The following is an 18,666-nucleotide window of genomic DNA, read 5'->3' on the forward strand; positions in this document are numbered from 1 at the left end:
TTTGTTTAATTCGAGTGTGCCTACGCTTGTTGTAACGCGCACAGCAAAAGCAATCCGTATTTGTCCTTGCTGGTAGTATTAAATGAAGTGCTGGCATTACACGAATGATCTAGCCGAAAGGCAAACAGAATAGGAATAATGACATTAAGATGACAGGTTTCACCTTTCAGCCACCTCAAATAACCCAAGGTTATTTACATCCACCCCAACACTCTATAACCTAAGTAACTCAAGGTCACTAAATTGGACTTGACCACATTTAACCAGATAAAAGGAATTACAATGAGCTATACAGTCATCACAGGCGCAAGTGCGGGTATCGGTAGCGAATTCGCAAAACAATTAGCGGAAACAGGTCAGGATTTGATTTTAGTCGCTCGTCGTAAAGACAAGTTAGAAGAGCTAGCCAAAACATTACAAGCCGAGCAAGGTATTAACGTGGTTTGCTTTGCTGTGGATCTTGCCGATCCTAAAGGCAGTGAAATATTAGCGACAGAGATCAGTACTAACAACCTAGCTATCAACGGCCTGATTAACAACGCTGGTTTTGGCGACCGTGGGGGCTTTATTGATTTACCGCTCGAACGCCAAATGCAGATGATCCAATTAAATGTAACAACCTTAGTCGAGCTGACTCACCGCCTTGCGCCAAACATGCGCCAACAAGTAAAACCTTTCATCATCAATGTCGCTTCAACCGCTGCGTTTCAGGCTGGCCCGAACATGGCAATATATTACGCAACCAAAGCCTTTGTATTGTCTTTTTCTGAAGCATTACATGAAGAATTACGCCCTCAAGGTATCGCTGTTAGCGCACTTTGCCCTGGACCGACGTTGTCTGAGTTTGCAGAACAAGCCAACATTACCGACTCAAACCTATTCAAAGCGGGCGCGATGACATCGGCTGAAGTAGCGAAACAAGCCCTAGCAAACCGTAACAGCGCCATTGTCGTTACTGGCATTAAAAACCAAGTTGGTGTATTGTTTGGCAAAGTATCACCCCGTTTCATGACCCGTAAAATAGCCGGATGGTTACAAGCATAATGCAATGTATTATTAAATGCCGCGCCACGACGCCAGAGCAAAAAGCCCTGCGCTTAACGCAGATAATGGACGTTACTGCGGCACGTTTCTCGACACTGAGTTATGAAGAGGTCAACTTAAAACATATCGCCGCCGATGTGGGGATCACCAAAGCCGCTTTGTATCGCTATTTCAGAAACAAAGAAACCCTGTTTCTCGCTGTTTACATTCAAGAGTTTGAGTTGTTAGCACAGACAGCTAAAAAAGAAATGGGGCAAGTACAACTCACCGATTCTATTTGTAATACCTTAATAAAGCACCCGTTATTTTGTAAGCTCAGTGCCATCATGCATACTGCATTACAATGTAACTTAACCCTTGATGAAGCGCGTGAGTTCAAAACCACGTTATTGCATTTTATTCAGCAATACGCCGCCATGATCAGTGCGCAATACGCATTAAGTATCGATCAAGCCACAGCGCTATTATTGCAGGTACAGCAAGTCATCATTGGTTGCTGGCACATGAGTCATTCAGTGGGCGCTGTTGCAGAAGTAATTAAAGAAGGGCCATTGCAGTTATTTGAAGTAAACTTTGCCGATATACTACACAGCCACATCACGCGGCTCGTTACTAGTTATCAAGGCTGATTAGTTAATCATTATCAAAACTAGATTTGTATTCCATTATAAAATAAACGTTAAACGAGTTTGGTTAAGATCTGATTTTTGCCTGACTTTTTAACCTTATACAATAAGTTATCAGCCATTTCATAGACGGCTAACATATCTTTATTCGAATTTTTTATTGTCACTAATCCTAATGAAATCGTCACGCATTCATATCCTTCATTGGCTATATGTGGAATACCAAGCCCCTGAATAGAAAGACGAATATCACTCGCAAATTGAGATGCTGAAATTTCATCATCAGCATAAAACAACAAGCCAAACTCTTCGCCACCTAAACGGAATATATAATCGTCCGGTCGCTGTAATTTGCTTTGTAACAAGTTGGAGATAATAACTAAGGCGTTGTCCCCTGCGACATGGCCGTAGTTGTCATTGTATTTTTTGAAGTTATCAACATCGATAATCGCAAAGTTTAATAGCCGTTTACTGCGTTTAGCAACACGTAAACAGTCTGGAAATACAGCATTAAATTTACGGCGGTTGTACAGACTCGTTAAAGGGTCTGTCATTGAATAGGTTTCTAAACGGCGGTTTTTTTCTTTTAACTCACGCTTTTTATTTTTCAATTCAGTAATATCAAGCATCACACCAACCACCCCTAGGATCTTGCCGCTTTCAGCAAGTACTGAGGCTTTATAAAATGAAAATATGCGGATAGAACCGTCAGCGCATTTAACCGATGTTTCGTAAACCTGCTTACCTGAATTCTTGAGTAAAATAAGATCTTTGGCATGATAAATCTCCGCTAATTCATACGGTATATACTCACCCAAATCAAACAAGGATTTGTTGATGATCTTGTCTTTATCTATGCCTAAAATAGTCTCGGCAAATGCATCGTTACACTGCTCGTAGGCACCATCGATATTTTTATAAAACAACGGGCTAGGTATCGTATCAACTAATGTTTGCAACAATTGTGCAGTTTCGCGTGATTGATTTTCTGATTGCTTCGCTATCTCAAGTTGTAACTGTAAAACCGCCGATTCCGCTTTAAGCGCGATGATTTGCGATTCTAATTCTTGATAAGTTAATTTTTCTGTCATCGTACACCAAATAAAAACAACGCAATATGCCTCTTCTTATTATACAAGGTTATGCCGGTTATTAGTTAAAAATGCGATAAATTACATACACAGCTCACGTTTATTTCAGATCAATAAATAGTGGTTCATGATCTGAAGAAGAATACACGACACTCACATGGCTTTTATCACCTACGTTAACATCGTTTTTAGCTAACTCTCGTTTACTCTTCAACGATTTAGCGTGATTGACCAAATCACTTTCTGCTGCATTGATATGCCACACCTTGTGCTTTACTAAATTTGATACCAGATCAGGGCTGAGTAAAATATAATCTAATCTTCCGAGTGCTTTAAAAGAATAAGTCCAATTCACATCAGGCTGATTATCGAATGGATCGTAATAACCAAACCCAGTATCGGTATGCTGCGATAACAAGGTTTTGCCCACATAATTGTGTTCGCTATGCGTTATTTTATAATAACTATAACGCGCGGGTTCATAGTCCGTTAGCACTAACAAGGGATCTTCTTTCGGGTAACTGTTTAAATCACCTAATATAATTTTGCTACCAGGCACCGTCGCTAACGCTTGGCCTAATATACTCGCCGCAGTCGTTCTAAATTGCGCGCAATGGCCTTGCCTATCTTGTGCTAACGTACGTTTTGCTTTTTGCCATGCCCGCAATAATTCAGGACTGTTTTTACGCTGATTCTTTAGTTTTTTCAGCAGGGTTGCACGGCGTTTATCTTCAACACATTTCGAACCTTTTGATTTGAAATGGTTCACACTAATTGTCAGTTTGTTATTTTTATCAGCGCTATCCATGCGGATAAATGTCGGTGTCAGTGCTGGCCGGTGATAAGCTTTACTCAGTTTATTTCCAAGCTTACGACGTTGAACAGGTAGCTGAATAACCCGCGTATTAACCAATTTTAGCTTAGTCGGTCGATAAAACCCCGCGACCGAGATTGCACCAGTACCAAGATAATAGCCTTGATGTAAATCTGCTTTATCTGGTTTAACCAAAGCATAATGCTGACTCGGGTCGGTTATTTCCTGATTCACCAAACCCAATAACCGCACAATTGCTGAGTTCTGACCAAAGCCGTTATTCTCTACTTCCATCAGACCAATAAAATCTGCATCCAGTGCTAACAAGGTATCTCGCAGTTGTCTTTCTTGCTTATGCAATGCCGATAAAGTTTTAGCACCGCGATTCTGTCTTAACGGATTGCTCACACCACCCGCTGCGCGATTGAAGTAATTAAGTAAGTTGAAACTAGCAATGCGAAGATCATTATTATCTCGCACCGCTAGTTGTTGTCTATCACTGTTATGTAAATGTTTGTCATGCCTGTACCTATCGCTATGCCCATCAATATGATGCAAAAAGCGCGCTTGTGCCAAACCATTATCCACCAGCAAACGAAACTCACCATAACTGAACGTCAGCACGCCGACAATTCCCGTAACCCTGTCGTTTACCCGCATGTAATCCAAGTTTGACGGCACAGACAAGCCTGATCCTAACTGCACATATAATCGGCGCTGCTTATTATTTAACGCGAGTGCGTCTGCAGCAATACTAGCTGGAAAGGCCGTGGTATTTGGATGGATGTTAATCTGTTGATGGCTGAGAATAATGTTATAACGCCGCCAACGTCGCTCATAATATAAAGGTTTGGTCACGCGCATATCGGTAATGCCTGCCACGCGTACTTTCATGCCTTCATAACGTTCTAGAGTGTCACTAAAATGAGCATCTGCTGTCGCTGCGATAATATCGGTTGGTGTGATATTGCTCGCTACTGTTTTTACACTTCCAGTTTGCATCGTCTTTGTATGAGAAGTCGGTCGTAAGCGCGTCAGGCCATAGTGTTCTTCGACAACGCCGGTCACGCATACCCTGCTATTAAGTGTGATATCTGCAAGTATCTCTGTACTCACAAAGATACCTGTTGATGCGAGCGCACTTTGTTGAATACTTGCAGGCATACTTTCTGCGGTACTTGTTGACACTCTTTCTGGAATATTGTCTAACATAAGTTCTGGCGTGGCTATTTGCTGCATAAAGAACCCCGGCTCGTGACCGCGTTTTAATCTAGTCACCTGCCCTTGTACTGTAAATATCTTGTCACTGCGATTGGTACTTTTAACGACAGGCGAGCGCTTACCCTGCCCCTGTAATTGACTAATCGAGCTATTTTCACCAACACATAAAACCGCTTGTTGATTAAGCAATAATGTCTCTGCGAATACACTATTCACCCCGATTATAGCGATGATTACACCGCGTAATAAACCCGCTAGCATTCTCTACATTTCTGTTTTAGAATCATGATCATCAATCCTTTCATTAGACCCCGCGTCTTGTGTTGTATGAGTGTAGTTATTATGGATATAAAATCGCTTACTTCAGAACAAAGAAATTCAGCAAGTGCTAACCTAGATCAACTTTCAACATTAGAACTTGTTAAGCTATTCAACAGTGAAGATGAAAAAGTCAGTCAAGCCATTAAACTCGAATTACCCCTTATTGCTGCAGCAATTGATGTTATCGCCCATGCATTTCAACAAAATGGGCGGTTGATTTATATTGGCGCAGGTACGTCGGGTCGATTAGGTGTGCTCGATGCGTCTGAATGTCCACCGACCTTCGGTGTTGGCAACCAGCAAGTACAAGGTATTATTGCCGGTGGTGAAGCGGCGATGTTTACAGCACAAGAAGGCGCAGAAGACGATTTAAACGCAGCACAGATTGACTTAGAACAGATCCAATTAACCCCGCAAGATGTAGTGGTGGGTATCGCAGCATCTGGGCGCACGCCTTATGTGATCGGTGGTTTATCGTTCGCAAATAAATTGGGCTGTGACACGATTTCGATCAGCTGTAATAACGACGCACCTATATCGAGCATAGCTAAGATCGCCATAACACCAGTTGTTGGCGCAGAAGTATTAACAGGCTCAAGCCGCATGAAAGCCGGGACAGCACAAAAATTAGTGCTGAATATGCTCAGTACTGGCGCGATGGTCAGAACCGGTAAGGTGTATCAAAACCTGATGGTTGATGTGAAAACATCGAATGAAAAGCTCATCACCCGCAGTGAAAATATCATCATGGATGTAACAGGCGTTGAACGTGAGCGCGCGAAAACACTGTTAATTGCTGCTAATCAACACGTGAAATCAGCGATCCTGATGGAATTAAACGGTGTTGATTACGCGACTGCAAGCCAACAGTTAGCTGATAACCAAGGTTTTTTACGCCAAGCATTAAATCAATAACATATAACGAGACTAAACATGACTGAACACCTGACTAAACAACAAGAAAACGGCCTAGAAATAACAGATATCATCATTGGCGATGGTAAAGAAGCAGTAAAAGGCGCGCTGATCACAACTCAGTATCGTGGCTTTCTTAGCGACGGCACACAATTCGATTCAACTTACGACAAAGGTAAAACGTTTCAATGTGTGATTGGGACTGGCCGTGTGATTAAAGGCTGGGATCAAGGTATTATGGGCATGAAGGTTGGCGGTAAACGTAAACTGTCGGTACCATCTGCACTGGCTTATGGCGAACGTAATATGGGCACAGTGATCCCAGCACATTCAGATCTAAGCTTTGAAATTGAATTACTTGAAGTACTAACACGCGACGACTAATCAGTTTCCCGTAATACTTCAATAGATAACGACATTCATAACGAGCTTGTTATGAATGTCACCTTTTCATTTATCTTTACGTCGTCATGCCTTACACAGTAACTAGCTTATGCAATAACGCTTCACACTGTGCTCTGTTCATTAATTTAGGCACAGGGTAATCACAATATGCTTCTCGCACAGCGCGCTTAGCAAGTTCTGGAATATCATTCGCTTTAAGCTCAGGGAAGCCAGCTTGAATATTCAATGTTTTGTTCAATGCTTTCACGCCCGCTACAAACTTATGTGCCGCTTCAACTTGACTATCTTCACTGTTCGCCAGTCCTGCTGCAATCGCCAATTCGGCATAACGGCATAACGCGTTTTCGAATGAAAAATCCAGGATATGTGGTAATAGTACGGCATTAGCAAGACCGTGTGGCACATGATAATAGCCACCCATTTGATGGGCAATCGCATGCACATAACCAATTGATGCACGGGTAAACGCAACGCCAGCATTAAAACTCGCTATCGACATTTGGCGGCGCGCTTCGATATCACTGCCATCGGCATAGGCTTTAGGTAGGTTAGCAAAAATACGTTTAACGGCATCATAACCATACGCTTTAGTTTGTTCTGTCGCATAACAACCAATATAAGATTCTACTGCGTGCGTTAACGCATCGATACCCGTTTCAGCGGTGATTTTAGCAGGAAGACCTAACATCAATAACGGATCAACAATAGCAACAGCTGGCACTAAGCTAGGATCAACAATCGTGAATTTTTGTTTTTTTTCTGGGTCGGTCACAACAGCAACAACCGTCGCTTCAGAGCCTGTACCCGCAGTTGTCGGGATCGCGATAAATGGCGGCAGTGCTTTACGCACACGTAACAAACCAACCAGCTTTCTCGCATCGACGTTTTTAACCGCTGCAGCCGCAATCGCTTTAGCACAATCCATTGGTGAACCACCACCTAATGCAATCACACTGTCACAACCATCTTGCTTATACCGCTGCCAGCCATTAGCAATCAATGGCAAGGTTGGATCTGGTGTTACTTCGTCAAACAATGAATAAGCAATATTGGCTGCATCTAACGCATCTGTTAAATGCTTAGCAATGCCTAACTTAACTAACATTGCATCTGTAACAATCAGTGGTTTCACGCCACCTAACTCAGTTAATACTTGTGCAGTTTGGCTAATAGCCCCTTTACCTTCAATCAATTTAGGTAAAGGGATTGGCACTAACTTATTCACTTGCTCACGGATTTGTATAACAGTTTGATGCAACATATATTTTCCATTTTAATTAATACGTCATGCGAGTAACGAGTTGAACGGGTATTCTACTGAGTTAATTGAAGTAATAACACTAATTCTACTCGAAAGATCCAACAAAGCGATTCGCTTTAAATAGGTATATTTTACATTATATATAATTACGATTTTTCTTTGTTATCATTATCCGCCAACAATAAGTTACAACCTTTGCTGTCGTACTCTTCGTTATACATACCAAACTGTGAACATTCTGAAGACAGCGCATTAACCGTGGAAGTGATCGTTATGTCTGAGGCACTAACAGTATCGCTCATCGCTTCAGTTATTTCGGTTGTCGGCGATATTGTAGATGGAGTCGTAAAGGCTGCCGAGTGCTCTCCCTCTATCACCTTAGCCAGCTTATCGGCCAATACACTATCCTGATCTACTTTACATTCTTTTTGTTTAATCAATTTAAACGCTAACAAGATAGACGCGATACCAAAGAATACCGACCCTAAAGCCTGACCAATTAGAATGCCTTTAACACCCGCGATTTCAGCACCTACAAGTACAAATGGAATGGTACCGAGAGTCGCCTTGCCCATATTAAACCAAGTTGAATATTTCGGTTTACCCAAGTTATTAAAACTGGCATTAGCAATAAACATCATGCCATTGAAGATAAAGGTCAAGGCTAATAAACGGCAGAACAGCGTCACGACTTCAACCGCATCACCAGTCAGGTTAAAACCACTGATTAAGTAATCTTCGATTAAGTATAAAATGAAAGAGAAAACGACCACATAACCGGTGCAAAACCATAATGCATCTTTCAGGCTTTTGCGCACACGGGGGATTAATTTCGCCCCATAGTTCTGCCCCAAGATAGGTCCTATGGCACCAGACAAAGCAAAAATCATCCCGAACGCAACCGGTAAAACACGATTAATAGTGGCATAACCAGCCATGAAACTATCACCAAATTCAGCAATACTTCGGGTAACAAACGCATTACCGATCGGCGTTGCTATATTAGTTAGCATCGCTGGTAAAGCAATCGCCATAATAAACGGCAGTTGGGTTTTAAAGCTATCGCTATACCAGGCGCCAAGTAACTTATGCTTGGAATAAACGCCATAAAATGAAATCGCAAATACCGCGCATCGAGACAGTACACTCGCAATCGCGGCACCTTCGATGCCCATGCCTAATGCGAAAATGAAAATTGGATCTAATACCGCATTAACGAGGCCACCACCTATGGTTGATAACATAGACAGCTTACCATCCCCTACAGCACGTAAACTTGCACCAAGCGCCATAGCTAGCGACATAAGTGGCATCGAAGGGACGAGGATTTGTAAGTACACGGTACCTAAGCGTAAGGTTTCATCTTTCGCGCCTAACAAAGCCAGCAGGTATTCTATATTAAACCAGGTTAATAACATGATAATCAGGGATACAAAAATAGTCACAACGCTGATGTTTATCACATACGAACGCGCACTATCCCGCTTCCCCTGCCCTAATGCTTTAGACACCAACGCGCCCATCGCAATAGACAGACCAATAGAAATAGAGGTGGTAAAAAAGGCCACTGTTCCCGCATAACCAACAGCTGCTGCTAAGTGTTGCTCGCCAAGTAAACTGAGATAAAACAGATCCAGTAAATCGACTAAAAATAGGCAGGTTAAGCCGATAGCGCCCGTCGAGCTCATATAAATAATATGCGACAAAGTAGAACCTTGGGTGAACTTAGCTGTGGTCATAAAGAGTCTGAATACTTAATAGAATGAGAGTTACTATTAGTAACATTGTGGTTTACATTGCGCAACACAGATTTAGAGACAGGGCAAAAAAGCAGTGAACCCCTTACTAATAAAGTGGACTTTCTTCAAACAGCCACATCTTATTAGAGGTCGTGGATACCCACAGCGATTGATTCCCCCATTCTTCAACTTTCCAAATAACACGTTTTTCTGTCACACTTTTGCGACATTTTTCTTTCATAATTCGATTAAAAGGAATGATGTCTATGGTTTTATTTTGCATAACTAACGCTGTGGTACCGAGGTTATGATCAAAACTAAAGGTAAAATCACCGCTACGACTAACAAAGGTATTTTTTGTATCTGATTCCTTTGAATATAGTACAGAGCCTTTATACCGACCTTCATATTTTTTATCTTTAAGCTTGAACTGTTTAAACCCGCTCTCGACCTGGTGATTAAAATCAAAAATAAAGCGCACTTTATCCGTGATAGTGAGATCTTCATCAACAAACATATAGCTAGTCGAGCTCATCATGACCCCTGTAAATAGCGGTAGCTCACTTTTAATGCCTTGCTGTAATAAGAACCATTCATTCACTTGATGAGCCGTTATGTTCTCTTCATTCGCCGGTAACTCTAATACCGCGCTGACAGTACTGTCACACATCATGGCATTGTTACTTAATGGGCAAGCTAGAATATAGGTTTTATCATTGGTTATAAAAGAAAATACTTTACTTTTTCCCGGTATTTTATCAACGAACATTTCAATCATCGCTTTTCTATCTTTGTTGATATCCTCATTTGCGATAAATGTAAGGTAGTGACCATTATATATATAGCTTACTTTAGGAGACAAGTAGCCTAACTCTTCAGTATAACTTTCACTGAAACGTTCACCGAATATAAACTGCTCGTGAATGATATAGGGTAAAAGTAAACAAATAAAAAATGGCAGTATATTGCTCTTTTTTAAATTATAGGTTTTTAACTTATAGACTTTTAATTTGCAAAAAAGCGTCGGTCGTAAAGATAACGTATCAGCCGATAATACCGCCACATCTTTAACGATATAACCCTGATTAAATACCGTCGCAATCACATCATCAGAACCACATAAGGTGAGTTTTTTCCTAAGCGAATAGATGGCTTGCGTTAAAGATTGATCGGTTACTTCCAACCCAGGCCAACCTATTAGCTTCAGTGCTTCTTTAGATACAACAGTGCCATTTTTACGACATAACAAGTCCATAATTTCTGTTTCTGATGCACTTAATTTCTGTGTACCGTCTGAACTTTGAAGCGCCGCTTTCACTTTACAAAAAATGACATCGGTTGAAACTTTGTATGCCATGAAAGAAACCTTCTATTAGGGTCATAAATTAATACTATAAGAATTAACATCTTAGATACTATTTAGAATATATAACCTGAAAAGATAAATTAAGCTATAGATTTCTTACTAAATAATTTATGAAAAACAACCTTCATCATTTAGGGCGTTTGAATTATAACTATGCCTACATAGGAGGTATTTTAGGATTTACAATGTAAAAAATAAATTAATATTCATTTTCTTAAATCTGCCCTATTTATCTATTTCGACCACAATAATGCCCACTTAAAAATGAAAATAACTGCGCTTTACCAATAATGTGGAAATAAAAAAATCCCTTTAAAATCAATTTTTTGATATTTATAAACAAAGATAAATGTCATAAAAATTAATTGATACATATCAAATTTAGAGCTCCGTAACAAAAACAGTTATATCTGTCTGGCATATTTCTATCGCGGAAAAGGCTTAATATTTTTAAACCTTAAAAATAAAATGATATTTATCTAAGGGAACAGACAAATGAAAACAAACACAACTCATAAACGACTACATGGCTTCAAAATAAGCTTACTTGCTTTATCTATTGTAGGCTCAACATTATTACATGCACAAACCGTCTCTGAAATTCCGCCTTTGGATTATGATACGATCCAAGGTGATTTTGAAGGTGATTCATTATTTCTTGATACAGGTTCAGATACATCCTTACTTTCAACGACCGAATGGTATCAAATTCAAGCCTATGCAACGGCGGCTATCTCATTACCAACAACAGAAGCCTCTTTACGCACACTGACAAAATTCCCAGCCAGTGATGCATTTACGTATGAATATCAGAATTTACTCAGTGAATTCACCAGTATTAACCAGTCAGGTCATGATTGGAACTCCAACATTTATCCAAGCATTGTTGATTTGGCATTACAACTTGCAAACTACGGCGATATACATCCACAACTTATCTTGCCTTTGATGAATCAACTTACCCAATTACAGCAAAACGCCCTCGTGTTTAACCTAGATGCAGCTGCGACTAATCGCGATGCTGCACTCTCATTTTTAAATGTATTAAAGAACTTTACTCATATACAGCAGCAAGCAACAACCAAAGCCGTTGAAAATTTAAAACAATTTGCCGCAGACGTTGAAGCACAGAAAGCACAACTTGATGTTATTGAAGGTGATTTTTCTACATTACTCAACAGTGATTCGATTAGTACGTTAAGACATAATATCAGCCTACTAAACGATGAAATAGCAGGTTACAGGGACGATCTGAGTGAAGCGAAACGTAATATTGGCCTCTGTGCAATAGGTGGTCCGCTTGTTTTAACTATTTGTGGCAGCATTGAAGGCGCTAGAAAAGTACGGTTAGATAATTTGATTGCTGATATAGACAATCAAATAAATGCAGCAAATGCCAGTTTAGAGCATGCGGTTAATCTTGGCGCTTCTTATGAAATCGCGCACTCAAATATCAATGACATGCTGACGCATATTGAAAATGCACTACCCCAGCTTAAAAAAGTACAACTGCATTGGCAAGGTCTAGAAAGTGATTTCGACTCACTCACCACGTCATTAAATTCATTGGATAGCGAAGATGCCTTACGCAACGCCAACTTACTGGTCGCAGGTATTGTCAGTAGTCCACTGGCAGGAACGGTCGGACCTAAGTGGCTAGAAATAAGTAACAAAGCAAGGCAATTTGCGCAGAACGCTTATGTGATCATGGAATAGCAGTAACGACTTATATCAACTCAACCAACATTATACCAATTCCTATAAATAACGGTGCAGAAAATGCTATCGCAAATAGACATGCCATGGATGGCCTTGTCTAAGCGAACAGGGATGTCTTAAGCGGTTTACAGGAGCAATATCATTTTGAGTACTTAATTTTCGGCATTGGTATTATTCATATACTTGTAATCATAAGGACATAAGATGAAGGTTTTAAACCATTTTATTACTCTCAGTTTATTATTAAGTCTCAGTTTATTATTTAGCGTCAGCGTCAACGCAACGGACTGGCTTAATTATTATAAGCTAGCACAACCTAAAAATTTACCAGATAGCGTAATTAAAAGCACAGTGTCCAATGATGGACAGACTTATTTAGTCTCGGGGATGTTGTTAGATTTAAGTACAATTTTAAATGATTATTCATTAACCACAGGGGCCAATAAACCCAATGCGATCGTGATTGTTGCAGACACACTCACTGTTACTGAAAGTGTAATCACCAACTTAACGAATCAGCGCTTATTTATATTTTCGAGAAACATTATCGGCAATAAAGCCGTCACATTAAATATAGATGCAAGAACGTCAAATTCAGTCAGTTTGGGGATATTTGCAAAAAACATTAATGATAATATCAACGTCATCACCCTACTCCCATCTAGCTATGAGTTTGATATTGCAATGCCGGTAACAGATGGTTTTGGTGAGATTTATACTATTACTGAAACGCTTTATAATAAGACAATTATAAAGAATGAAATCGACGGATTGATCGCGATAGACAGTGCTCCATACTTAGCCGTTTTTAATCATTCTTTTGATATGGCAGCTTCTATATTTGATAGCGATCCTGAGCTCAGTATTGCGATGCTTGATTGGGTTGAAAGCGTACTAAGGTTCATGCCTGCCACAATATCTGAAAACGTAGAATTAAAATCACTCTATTTACAAGTTTCAAACTTAAAGCAATTTATCCAATTATCTTACAATAATCCCAATTATGTGCCGGGTTTAAATCACGATATGTATGAATATACCTATGCCAGTTATTTAGCTGCAATGGGCGCTTATGAAGATAAGTATCAGAACTATATTGATCGTAATATCGCGCTTGCAGATCGTAAACAGCTTGCCACTCTAATGCTTGAAGATTTACAAAGCGCCAGTAATGCTGAATTTGCGATTATTGAAAGGTCTGTTAATCAAGTCAATCAGTTAAGAGGATCCCTTATTAAGCAAACGACTAACTATCAAGGTCAAGATACCAATATACTTAAAGCTCAAATAGCGTTTAGGCAAGGTTTAGAGACTTTCGAAGACCGCGCTACCATACAAACTGTGTTTGATGTTGTCAGTGCAATAGCCAATGCAGGGACCGCTATTGCAGGCTCTGCCGGCGGCGATCCAAGTGGTTTAATTAAATTCATCGCTACGCTACCGGATTTAGGCACAAAGGTAATCCTGCTGAAGAAAAAATTAGACTATATTGCGAAAAAACAGCGTGAGATTCAAGAATCACTCGCTACTATCGATGCTTTCTCTAACGATGTTAAATATCAAGTAGTCGTAGATGACATCGCAAAATTCTATAATACAGTTCAACACACTGTACCGACATTGGAAGCATCGAACCTTGTGTGGGATGAATTTCTCATTGATGCTCGCGCTGACTTTGCGCCAGTGATAGGCGCAGGCGTGCCAGGGGCTACGCCATATCTTGCAGAACTAGAAAGGCTAGCAGCACAAGCAAAAGCGATATCAGCAACAGAAATTAACTTGGCGCAAGAGCTATCGAGACAAATTGATTTAAGGATCTCGAGCCAAGTCAATGCGGCGAATATTAATCGCGTATCCGCGCTTATTGCGTCAATTGATGACGATACCAGTGCCACGAGCGCATTAGAAGACGCGTTTTTTAGAACCTTGAGTAACCTTAAGCGCCCTATGTTTATCGCAATTGCTAATTATCAATCAGCCTTTGCTTACTGGTCTTTAGAAGAGAGTATTGTCACGCCGTCGCTAAACAAATCATTTGCTGCTTATACCCGAGATCTTGCTTTTATGCGTGAACAAGAAGCTGCAAGTTTAGATCGGTTTTATCCTCGCCCACAAGACTTCTCGTCGATTAGTCATCACATTAGTGACATAGATAAGTTAGCCGAATTTAAAAATACCGGTATTTTACATTTCACCTTACCCTTGAATAGTACCCTATTTGCAGATTTCGACAGAGTAAGGCTTGATGAAGCCAGTGTATTGATAGAAGGTACTGAATTACCGACAGGTTTATATAATATTGACCTACTATCGAGTGGTACTTATCAAGATCGAAGGTATCAAGATAACTACACTTTTACAGCCATGCCATTGTTTAGAAGAATTATTTACAATCTAGTTAATAGCCAAACACAAGAGGTAGACGTGCTCACAAATGGTGCGATAGCATCTGATTATGCGCTAAACTATTTTATGCCTACGCCTTTTACCACGTGGACAATAAAATTGAATAATTGGCAAGATATCGACCTTAGTACGATCGATAATATTAAAGTAAGCTTTTCTGGAAATGGTATTCCAAATTTTTAGCTTAGTCCTTACAGCAACCGTTATATAAGCCGTAGAAAGCAAAAAGCCGGTACTTAAATAAATAAGTACCGGCTTCTCTATATAGATGGCGGAGGAGGAGAGATTTGAACTCTCGAGGAGCTATTAACCCCTGCTGGTTTTCAAGACCAGTGCATTCGGCCACTCTGCCACCCCTCCGCAGCAATGAGGTAGATAGTATATAAGCTTGCCTATCTTGTAAATATCAAAAACCTAATTAACCTAAACTGTTCATTACATGGTGCAATAAGATCTAATCATGGCGTAAATAAACACAAAGTGATGATAAATCATTCACGTGCTATTTCGACTGAGTAATTCCCATCGTTAAGTATATTTACTGACTATTTGCACTGTTATCCGTATAATGCCCACAGTACTGTTATTTCAACATTATTATTTTAAATACAAAGAGAATCTCATGACAGAAACAAATCCAATAATAACTAAATTCTTTGCTGACGTTAAACCTAACCAACAAGTTTGGGGCTTACAAGACAAAACAGGTGAAGATTGGGTTGTATGTGATTCAGTTAACTTCGAAAACACAGATGCAATGCCACTTTGGTCTTCAGAAGCACTTGCAAAAGTACATTGCAGTGAAGAATGGAAAGACTTCAAACCGACAGCTATCTCGATTGCTGACTTACTTGAATTTTGGATTGAAGATCTAAACGAAGATAACGTTATCATTGGCCTTAACTGGGAATCAGAAGGCGAATGTGCCGAGCTTGAGCTAAATGATTTTACTCAGTCAGTTGTAGAAATCGAAAAGCTTTAATTCAGCTGTTCGGTTGACACAATAAATGAAGTGCTTAGCGTAACCCGTTAAGCACTTATTCCTCTCTTATTCTGCACTTAAGCGTTTGCCCAAATCAGCTAATCAAGCATCCTCAAAAATACACAACACATGAAGCACTACAGTACTTTATACAGTAATATATAATACGTGTTTCAACATCATTAAATACCATAATTCAACCATTTTTATAACCCGTGAAAATTAGCCATTCCTGATTGAAAATTCGATCTGTTGTACTTACTATATAGCCCAGAATCGTTATTTAATTAAAAATAACAGCGACTCTTATCAGTATTACTAAAAATATCTGTATTACCAAAATACCAAAAGTAACGATATTACTAAAGTATCGCTACTACCAACAAAAATGAGTATCTTATGAAATTTTCAGGGTTTATTTTATCAGCTGTCGTACTTGTTAGTTCAGCGTCATACAGTGTCGATGTAGCCGCTGCACGTATTACCGACAACGGTATTTGTAAAGCAGCATTAGCGTTAACACTAAACAAATCGCCAAAAGCAATCAACGCTGTTGGTTTGCAGGGTCCGAAGGTTTTATTATCACTTAAAAATAAGAACAAGGATAAATGGGAATACAGCTGCCGAGTAAACAAGAGAACCGTTGATCTTGATGCAAGAAAAAGACGTCAAGATGCATTCGTTGATGGCGTGATCAGCTATGATGTACTACGTGGTAAGCAGAAGGTAGCTGTAACACGTGACAAGAAAGCAAGTGGTGTTACCCGTAAAACGTACCGTTTTGAAGAATTAAGATAAGTCGATTGAGCACGTTAATCATAACGTGCTCAATATTCACAAAACTAGAATGAGTTAGAGTGAGGGCTAAACCAAACTAAACCAGCTAAAATTAGACCAATCCCCGAGCATATCAAGTGTATCCTCGAGCTCTGGTGTTGTGTTCCACAGAAACCCTACCGCGATCATCATCGCTAACATCAAGAGTTTACTGTCCAAATCAACCAACTTCAACGCCGTACCAAATGACCGTTTGATTCTTATATTGCGTAAGTCGACACTGTATATTTCATCTAACAATAAATGAATCAAGCCACCTAAAAATACAAAGCCGCCTGACAACCAAGCAAGACTATCTGCCTTACTTGAATCGATACCATCAACGTTAGCGATGATTTTAGTCATCGTTAGTCCGCATAACGCTAGAAATAATAATGAATGACAGCTGCCTCGGTGTACCGTTAAACGTTCAAAAACAGTCCTAAGTCCATACTTCATCACAAGGTAAGTCACAAGCGGTATACCTATCACTTTAAAAAAACTCAGTTCCCCAATATCCTCATCAATAATGTAACGCATGATGATCAAAATAATCGCAAAAGAAAACAGGTTAAAAATGGTATCGAGCGAAGTCGAATTATCAGAATCGATATCTGGTAACAAACCGCCCATTGTGCCTAAGAACCAAAGCCAAACAGCAGTATTAAGATCAATATGCCCCGCTGCAACCAAAGTAGCAGAAGATAACCCTGTTAATAGCGCTGCTACATTTAAGTGTGTATTAAAATTTGCCATTACGGCCTTTATTTATAGAGTTTAATGCTGTTATTATATGATAAGTAAGCAACTTATATTCAAATATAATCACTGAAATGGAATTATTATGTTTAAAATTATAGCAATCGCGTTAATCGGTTTTGGTATTTACCTTGGTATTAACTATACCGACGAAATTAACAGCGTTGTTGAGAGTGATGGCTTTGAACAAGTGCAAGAAAAACTCGGCGAGCTTTTTGAAAATAAAGACGCAATCATAGAAAAAATTGAAGAGATTAAAGGCTAAATAAGCATGTGAATATCGAAAATGGGCCCGTTACGCTAACATGACCCATTTAACTCGATTTATTATCGATGGTTAACGGACTATCGTTATTTCAGTGCTATTTGTTTAATACGAACTCTTCAATAACAAGTGCTACGCCATCATCATTATGGTGGGCAGTAATGTGGTTAGCAATGGCTTTAATGTCATCACTTGCATTATCCATCGCGACACCTAAACCTGCATACTCTAGCATTTGTTTATCGTTACCCGCATCACCCATACAAATCACTTCGTCTGCGTTAATACCAAATTGATCGGCAATTGCTTTCACACCGATACCTTTGTGACTGTCGTTATGCAAGAATTCTAAGAAAAACGGTGCGCTTTGCAAAATGTTGTATTGCTGATAAATATCTGCTGGTAATTGCGCAATCGCTGCAGACAATGTTGCCGGCTCATCGATCATCATCACTTTTAAGATTTGTTCATCATCGCTTAAAGTACTAAAATCCACTTCCGTGATAGCCAGACCATTAATTTTCGCTTCATGATCGGTATAGTAATTATGTTTCGGCGTGATCAATCCTGCTTTTAATGAAAATGCATGAACATGCACACCCAATTTACCAGCTAATTCAGCTAATCTTTTGGCATCAACACCCGTCACTGTTTGGCTGCGTAGTAATTGCTTATCAGCTACCTGGTACACTAAGCTGCCATTATAACAAGCAACGTAATCTTCTTCACCAGTCAAGCCTAACTCTTCCAATGCCCAATTCATGCCCTCTAACGGACGGCCTGAAGCAAGCACGACACGTGTACCCTGTGCGACAGCAGCAAGGATAGCTTGCTTATTACGGGGAGAAATAGCACCTTCAGCATTAAGTAAAGTACCATCCATATCTAACGCGATTAATTTATACATACAACCTCA

Annotated in this window: 16 protein-coding genes and 1 tRNA gene; 9 read left to right on the forward strand and 8 right to left on the reverse strand. The window is 39.8% G+C overall.

Annotation, left to right across the window (positions count from 1 at the left end; genetic code table 11):
* The first annotated feature begins 282 nt into the window (after positions 1–282).
* Together FR932_RS08060 and FR932_RS08065 are read left to right on the forward strand one after the other, a co-directional pair.
* The gene (locus FR932_RS08060) at positions 283–1,044 is read left to right on the forward strand and encodes an SDR family NAD(P)-dependent oxidoreductase (protein ID WP_019441010.1); all 762 of its coding nucleotides are present in this window, start codon (positions 283–285) and stop codon (positions 1,042–1,044) included.
* Positions 1,044–1,673 carry a TetR/AcrR family transcriptional regulator gene (locus FR932_RS08065; RefSeq protein WP_019441011.1) on the forward strand — a complete coding sequence of 210 codons (630 nt, stop codon included), beginning with the start codon at positions 1,044–1,046 and terminating at the stop codon, positions 1,671–1,673. Before FR932_RS08060 ends, FR932_RS08065 begins: the two co-directional genes overlap by 1 nt.
* 50 nt (positions 1,674–1,723) lie before the next feature.
* On the opposite strand, the gene FR932_RS08070 is transcribed toward FR932_RS08065, so the two are convergent.
* Positions 1,724–2,761, reverse strand: coding sequence for a sensor domain-containing diguanylate cyclase (locus tag FR932_RS08070; RefSeq protein WP_019441012.1), 1,038 nt, complete (start codon positions 2,759–2,761; stop codon positions 1,724–1,726).
* A gap of 100 nt (positions 2,762–2,861) precedes the next feature.
* Entirely contained in the window at positions 2,862–5,057 is a 2,196-nt protein-coding gene (locus tag FR932_RS08075) for an ExeM/NucH family extracellular endonuclease (RefSeq protein WP_019441013.1), read from the reverse strand.
* Positions 5,058–5,138: 81 nt separating this feature from the next.
* Between FR932_RS08075 and murQ the strand changes: the two genes are divergently transcribed.
* Both murQ and FR932_RS08085 read left to right on the forward strand, forming a co-directional pair.
* Positions 5,139–6,032 (forward strand): N-acetylmuramic acid 6-phosphate etherase, encoded by an 894-nt coding sequence (murQ, locus tag FR932_RS08080; RefSeq protein ID WP_019441014.1) that lies wholly within the window; start codon positions 5,139–5,141, stop codon positions 6,030–6,032.
* A gap of 18 nt (positions 6,033–6,050) precedes the next feature.
* Positions 6,051–6,416, forward strand: a complete 366-nt coding sequence (locus FR932_RS08085; RefSeq protein ID WP_019441015.1) for an FKBP-type peptidyl-prolyl cis-trans isomerase — start codon at positions 6,051–6,053, stop codon at positions 6,414–6,416.
* Positions 6,417–6,507: 91 nt separating this feature from the next.
* Here the strand turns inward: FR932_RS08085 and FR932_RS08090 are convergent, their stop codons facing one another.
* From FR932_RS08090 to FR932_RS08100, 3 genes are all read right to left on the reverse strand, one after another.
* A complete protein-coding gene (locus FR932_RS08090; RefSeq protein ID WP_019441016.1) occupies positions 6,508–7,698 on the reverse strand; it encodes an iron-containing alcohol dehydrogenase in 1,191 nt (396 codons plus the stop codon).
* A 146-nt stretch (positions 7,699–7,844) separates the two neighbouring features.
* Positions 7,845–9,437 carry an MATE family efflux transporter gene (locus FR932_RS08095; RefSeq protein WP_019441017.1) on the reverse strand — a complete coding sequence of 531 codons (1,593 nt, stop codon included), beginning with the start codon at positions 9,435–9,437 and terminating at the stop codon, positions 7,845–7,847.
* A gap of 106 nt (positions 9,438–9,543) precedes the next feature.
* Positions 9,544–10,794 carry a winged helix-turn-helix domain-containing protein gene (locus FR932_RS08100; RefSeq protein WP_019441018.1) on the reverse strand — a complete coding sequence of 417 codons (1,251 nt, stop codon included), beginning with the start codon at positions 10,792–10,794 and terminating at the stop codon, positions 9,544–9,546.
* 504 nt (positions 10,795–11,298) lie between these two features.
* Here FR932_RS08100 and FR932_RS08105 point away from each other — a divergent pair.
* Together FR932_RS08105 and FR932_RS08110 are read left to right on the forward strand one after the other, a co-directional pair.
* Complete coding sequence (locus FR932_RS08105) at positions 11,299–12,519, forward strand: alpha-xenorhabdolysin family binary toxin subunit A (protein ID WP_019441019.1); 1,221 nt, start codon at positions 11,299–11,301, stop codon at positions 12,517–12,519.
* 207 nt (positions 12,520–12,726) lie between these two features.
* Positions 12,727–15,111 carry a hypothetical protein gene (locus FR932_RS08110; RefSeq protein ID WP_019441020.1) on the forward strand — a complete coding sequence of 795 codons (2,385 nt, stop codon included), beginning with the start codon at positions 12,727–12,729 and terminating at the stop codon, positions 15,109–15,111.
* Positions 15,112–15,197: 86 nt separating this feature from the next.
* Here FR932_RS08110 and FR932_RS08115 read toward each other — a convergent pair.
* A tRNA-Ser gene (locus FR932_RS08115) sits at positions 15,198–15,288 on the reverse strand.
* Positions 15,289–15,550: 262 nt separating this feature from the next.
* On the opposite strand from FR932_RS08115, the gene FR932_RS08120 reads away from it, so the two are divergent.
* Positions 15,551–15,910: a DUF2750 domain-containing protein gene (locus FR932_RS08120; protein ID WP_019441021.1), complete on the forward strand. Its 360-nt coding sequence runs from the start codon at positions 15,551–15,553 to the stop codon at positions 15,908–15,910.
* A gap of 399 nt (positions 15,911–16,309) precedes the next feature.
* Positions 16,310–16,708: a hypothetical protein gene (locus FR932_RS08125; RefSeq protein ID WP_019441022.1), complete on the forward strand. Its 399-nt coding sequence runs from the start codon at positions 16,310–16,312 to the stop codon at positions 16,706–16,708.
* Between the two features lie 66 nt (positions 16,709–16,774).
* On the opposite strand, the gene FR932_RS08130 is transcribed toward FR932_RS08125, so the two are convergent.
* On the reverse strand, positions 16,775–17,482 hold the full coding sequence (locus FR932_RS08130) for a metal-dependent hydrolase (protein WP_019441023.1): 708 nt from the start codon (positions 17,480–17,482) through the stop codon (positions 16,775–16,777).
* 88 nt (positions 17,483–17,570) lie between these two features.
* Here FR932_RS08130 and FR932_RS08135 point away from each other — a divergent pair, with 88 nt between their 5' ends.
* Positions 17,571–17,750 carry a hypothetical protein gene (locus FR932_RS08135; protein WP_019441024.1) on the forward strand — a complete coding sequence of 60 codons (180 nt, stop codon included), beginning with the start codon at positions 17,571–17,573 and terminating at the stop codon, positions 17,748–17,750.
* A gap of 97 nt (positions 17,751–17,847) precedes the next feature.
* Here FR932_RS08135 and FR932_RS08140 read toward each other — a convergent pair whose 3' ends face one another.
* A complete protein-coding gene (locus tag FR932_RS08140) occupies positions 17,848–18,657 on the reverse strand; it encodes a Cof-type HAD-IIB family hydrolase (protein WP_019441025.1) in 810 nt (269 codons plus the stop codon).
* Positions 18,658–18,666: the final 9 nt, after the last annotated feature.

Source organism: Moritella marina ATCC 15381, assembly GCF_008931805.1.
In the GTDB taxonomy this organism is placed as follows: Bacteria; Pseudomonadota; Gammaproteobacteria; order Enterobacterales; family Moritellaceae; genus Moritella; species Moritella marina.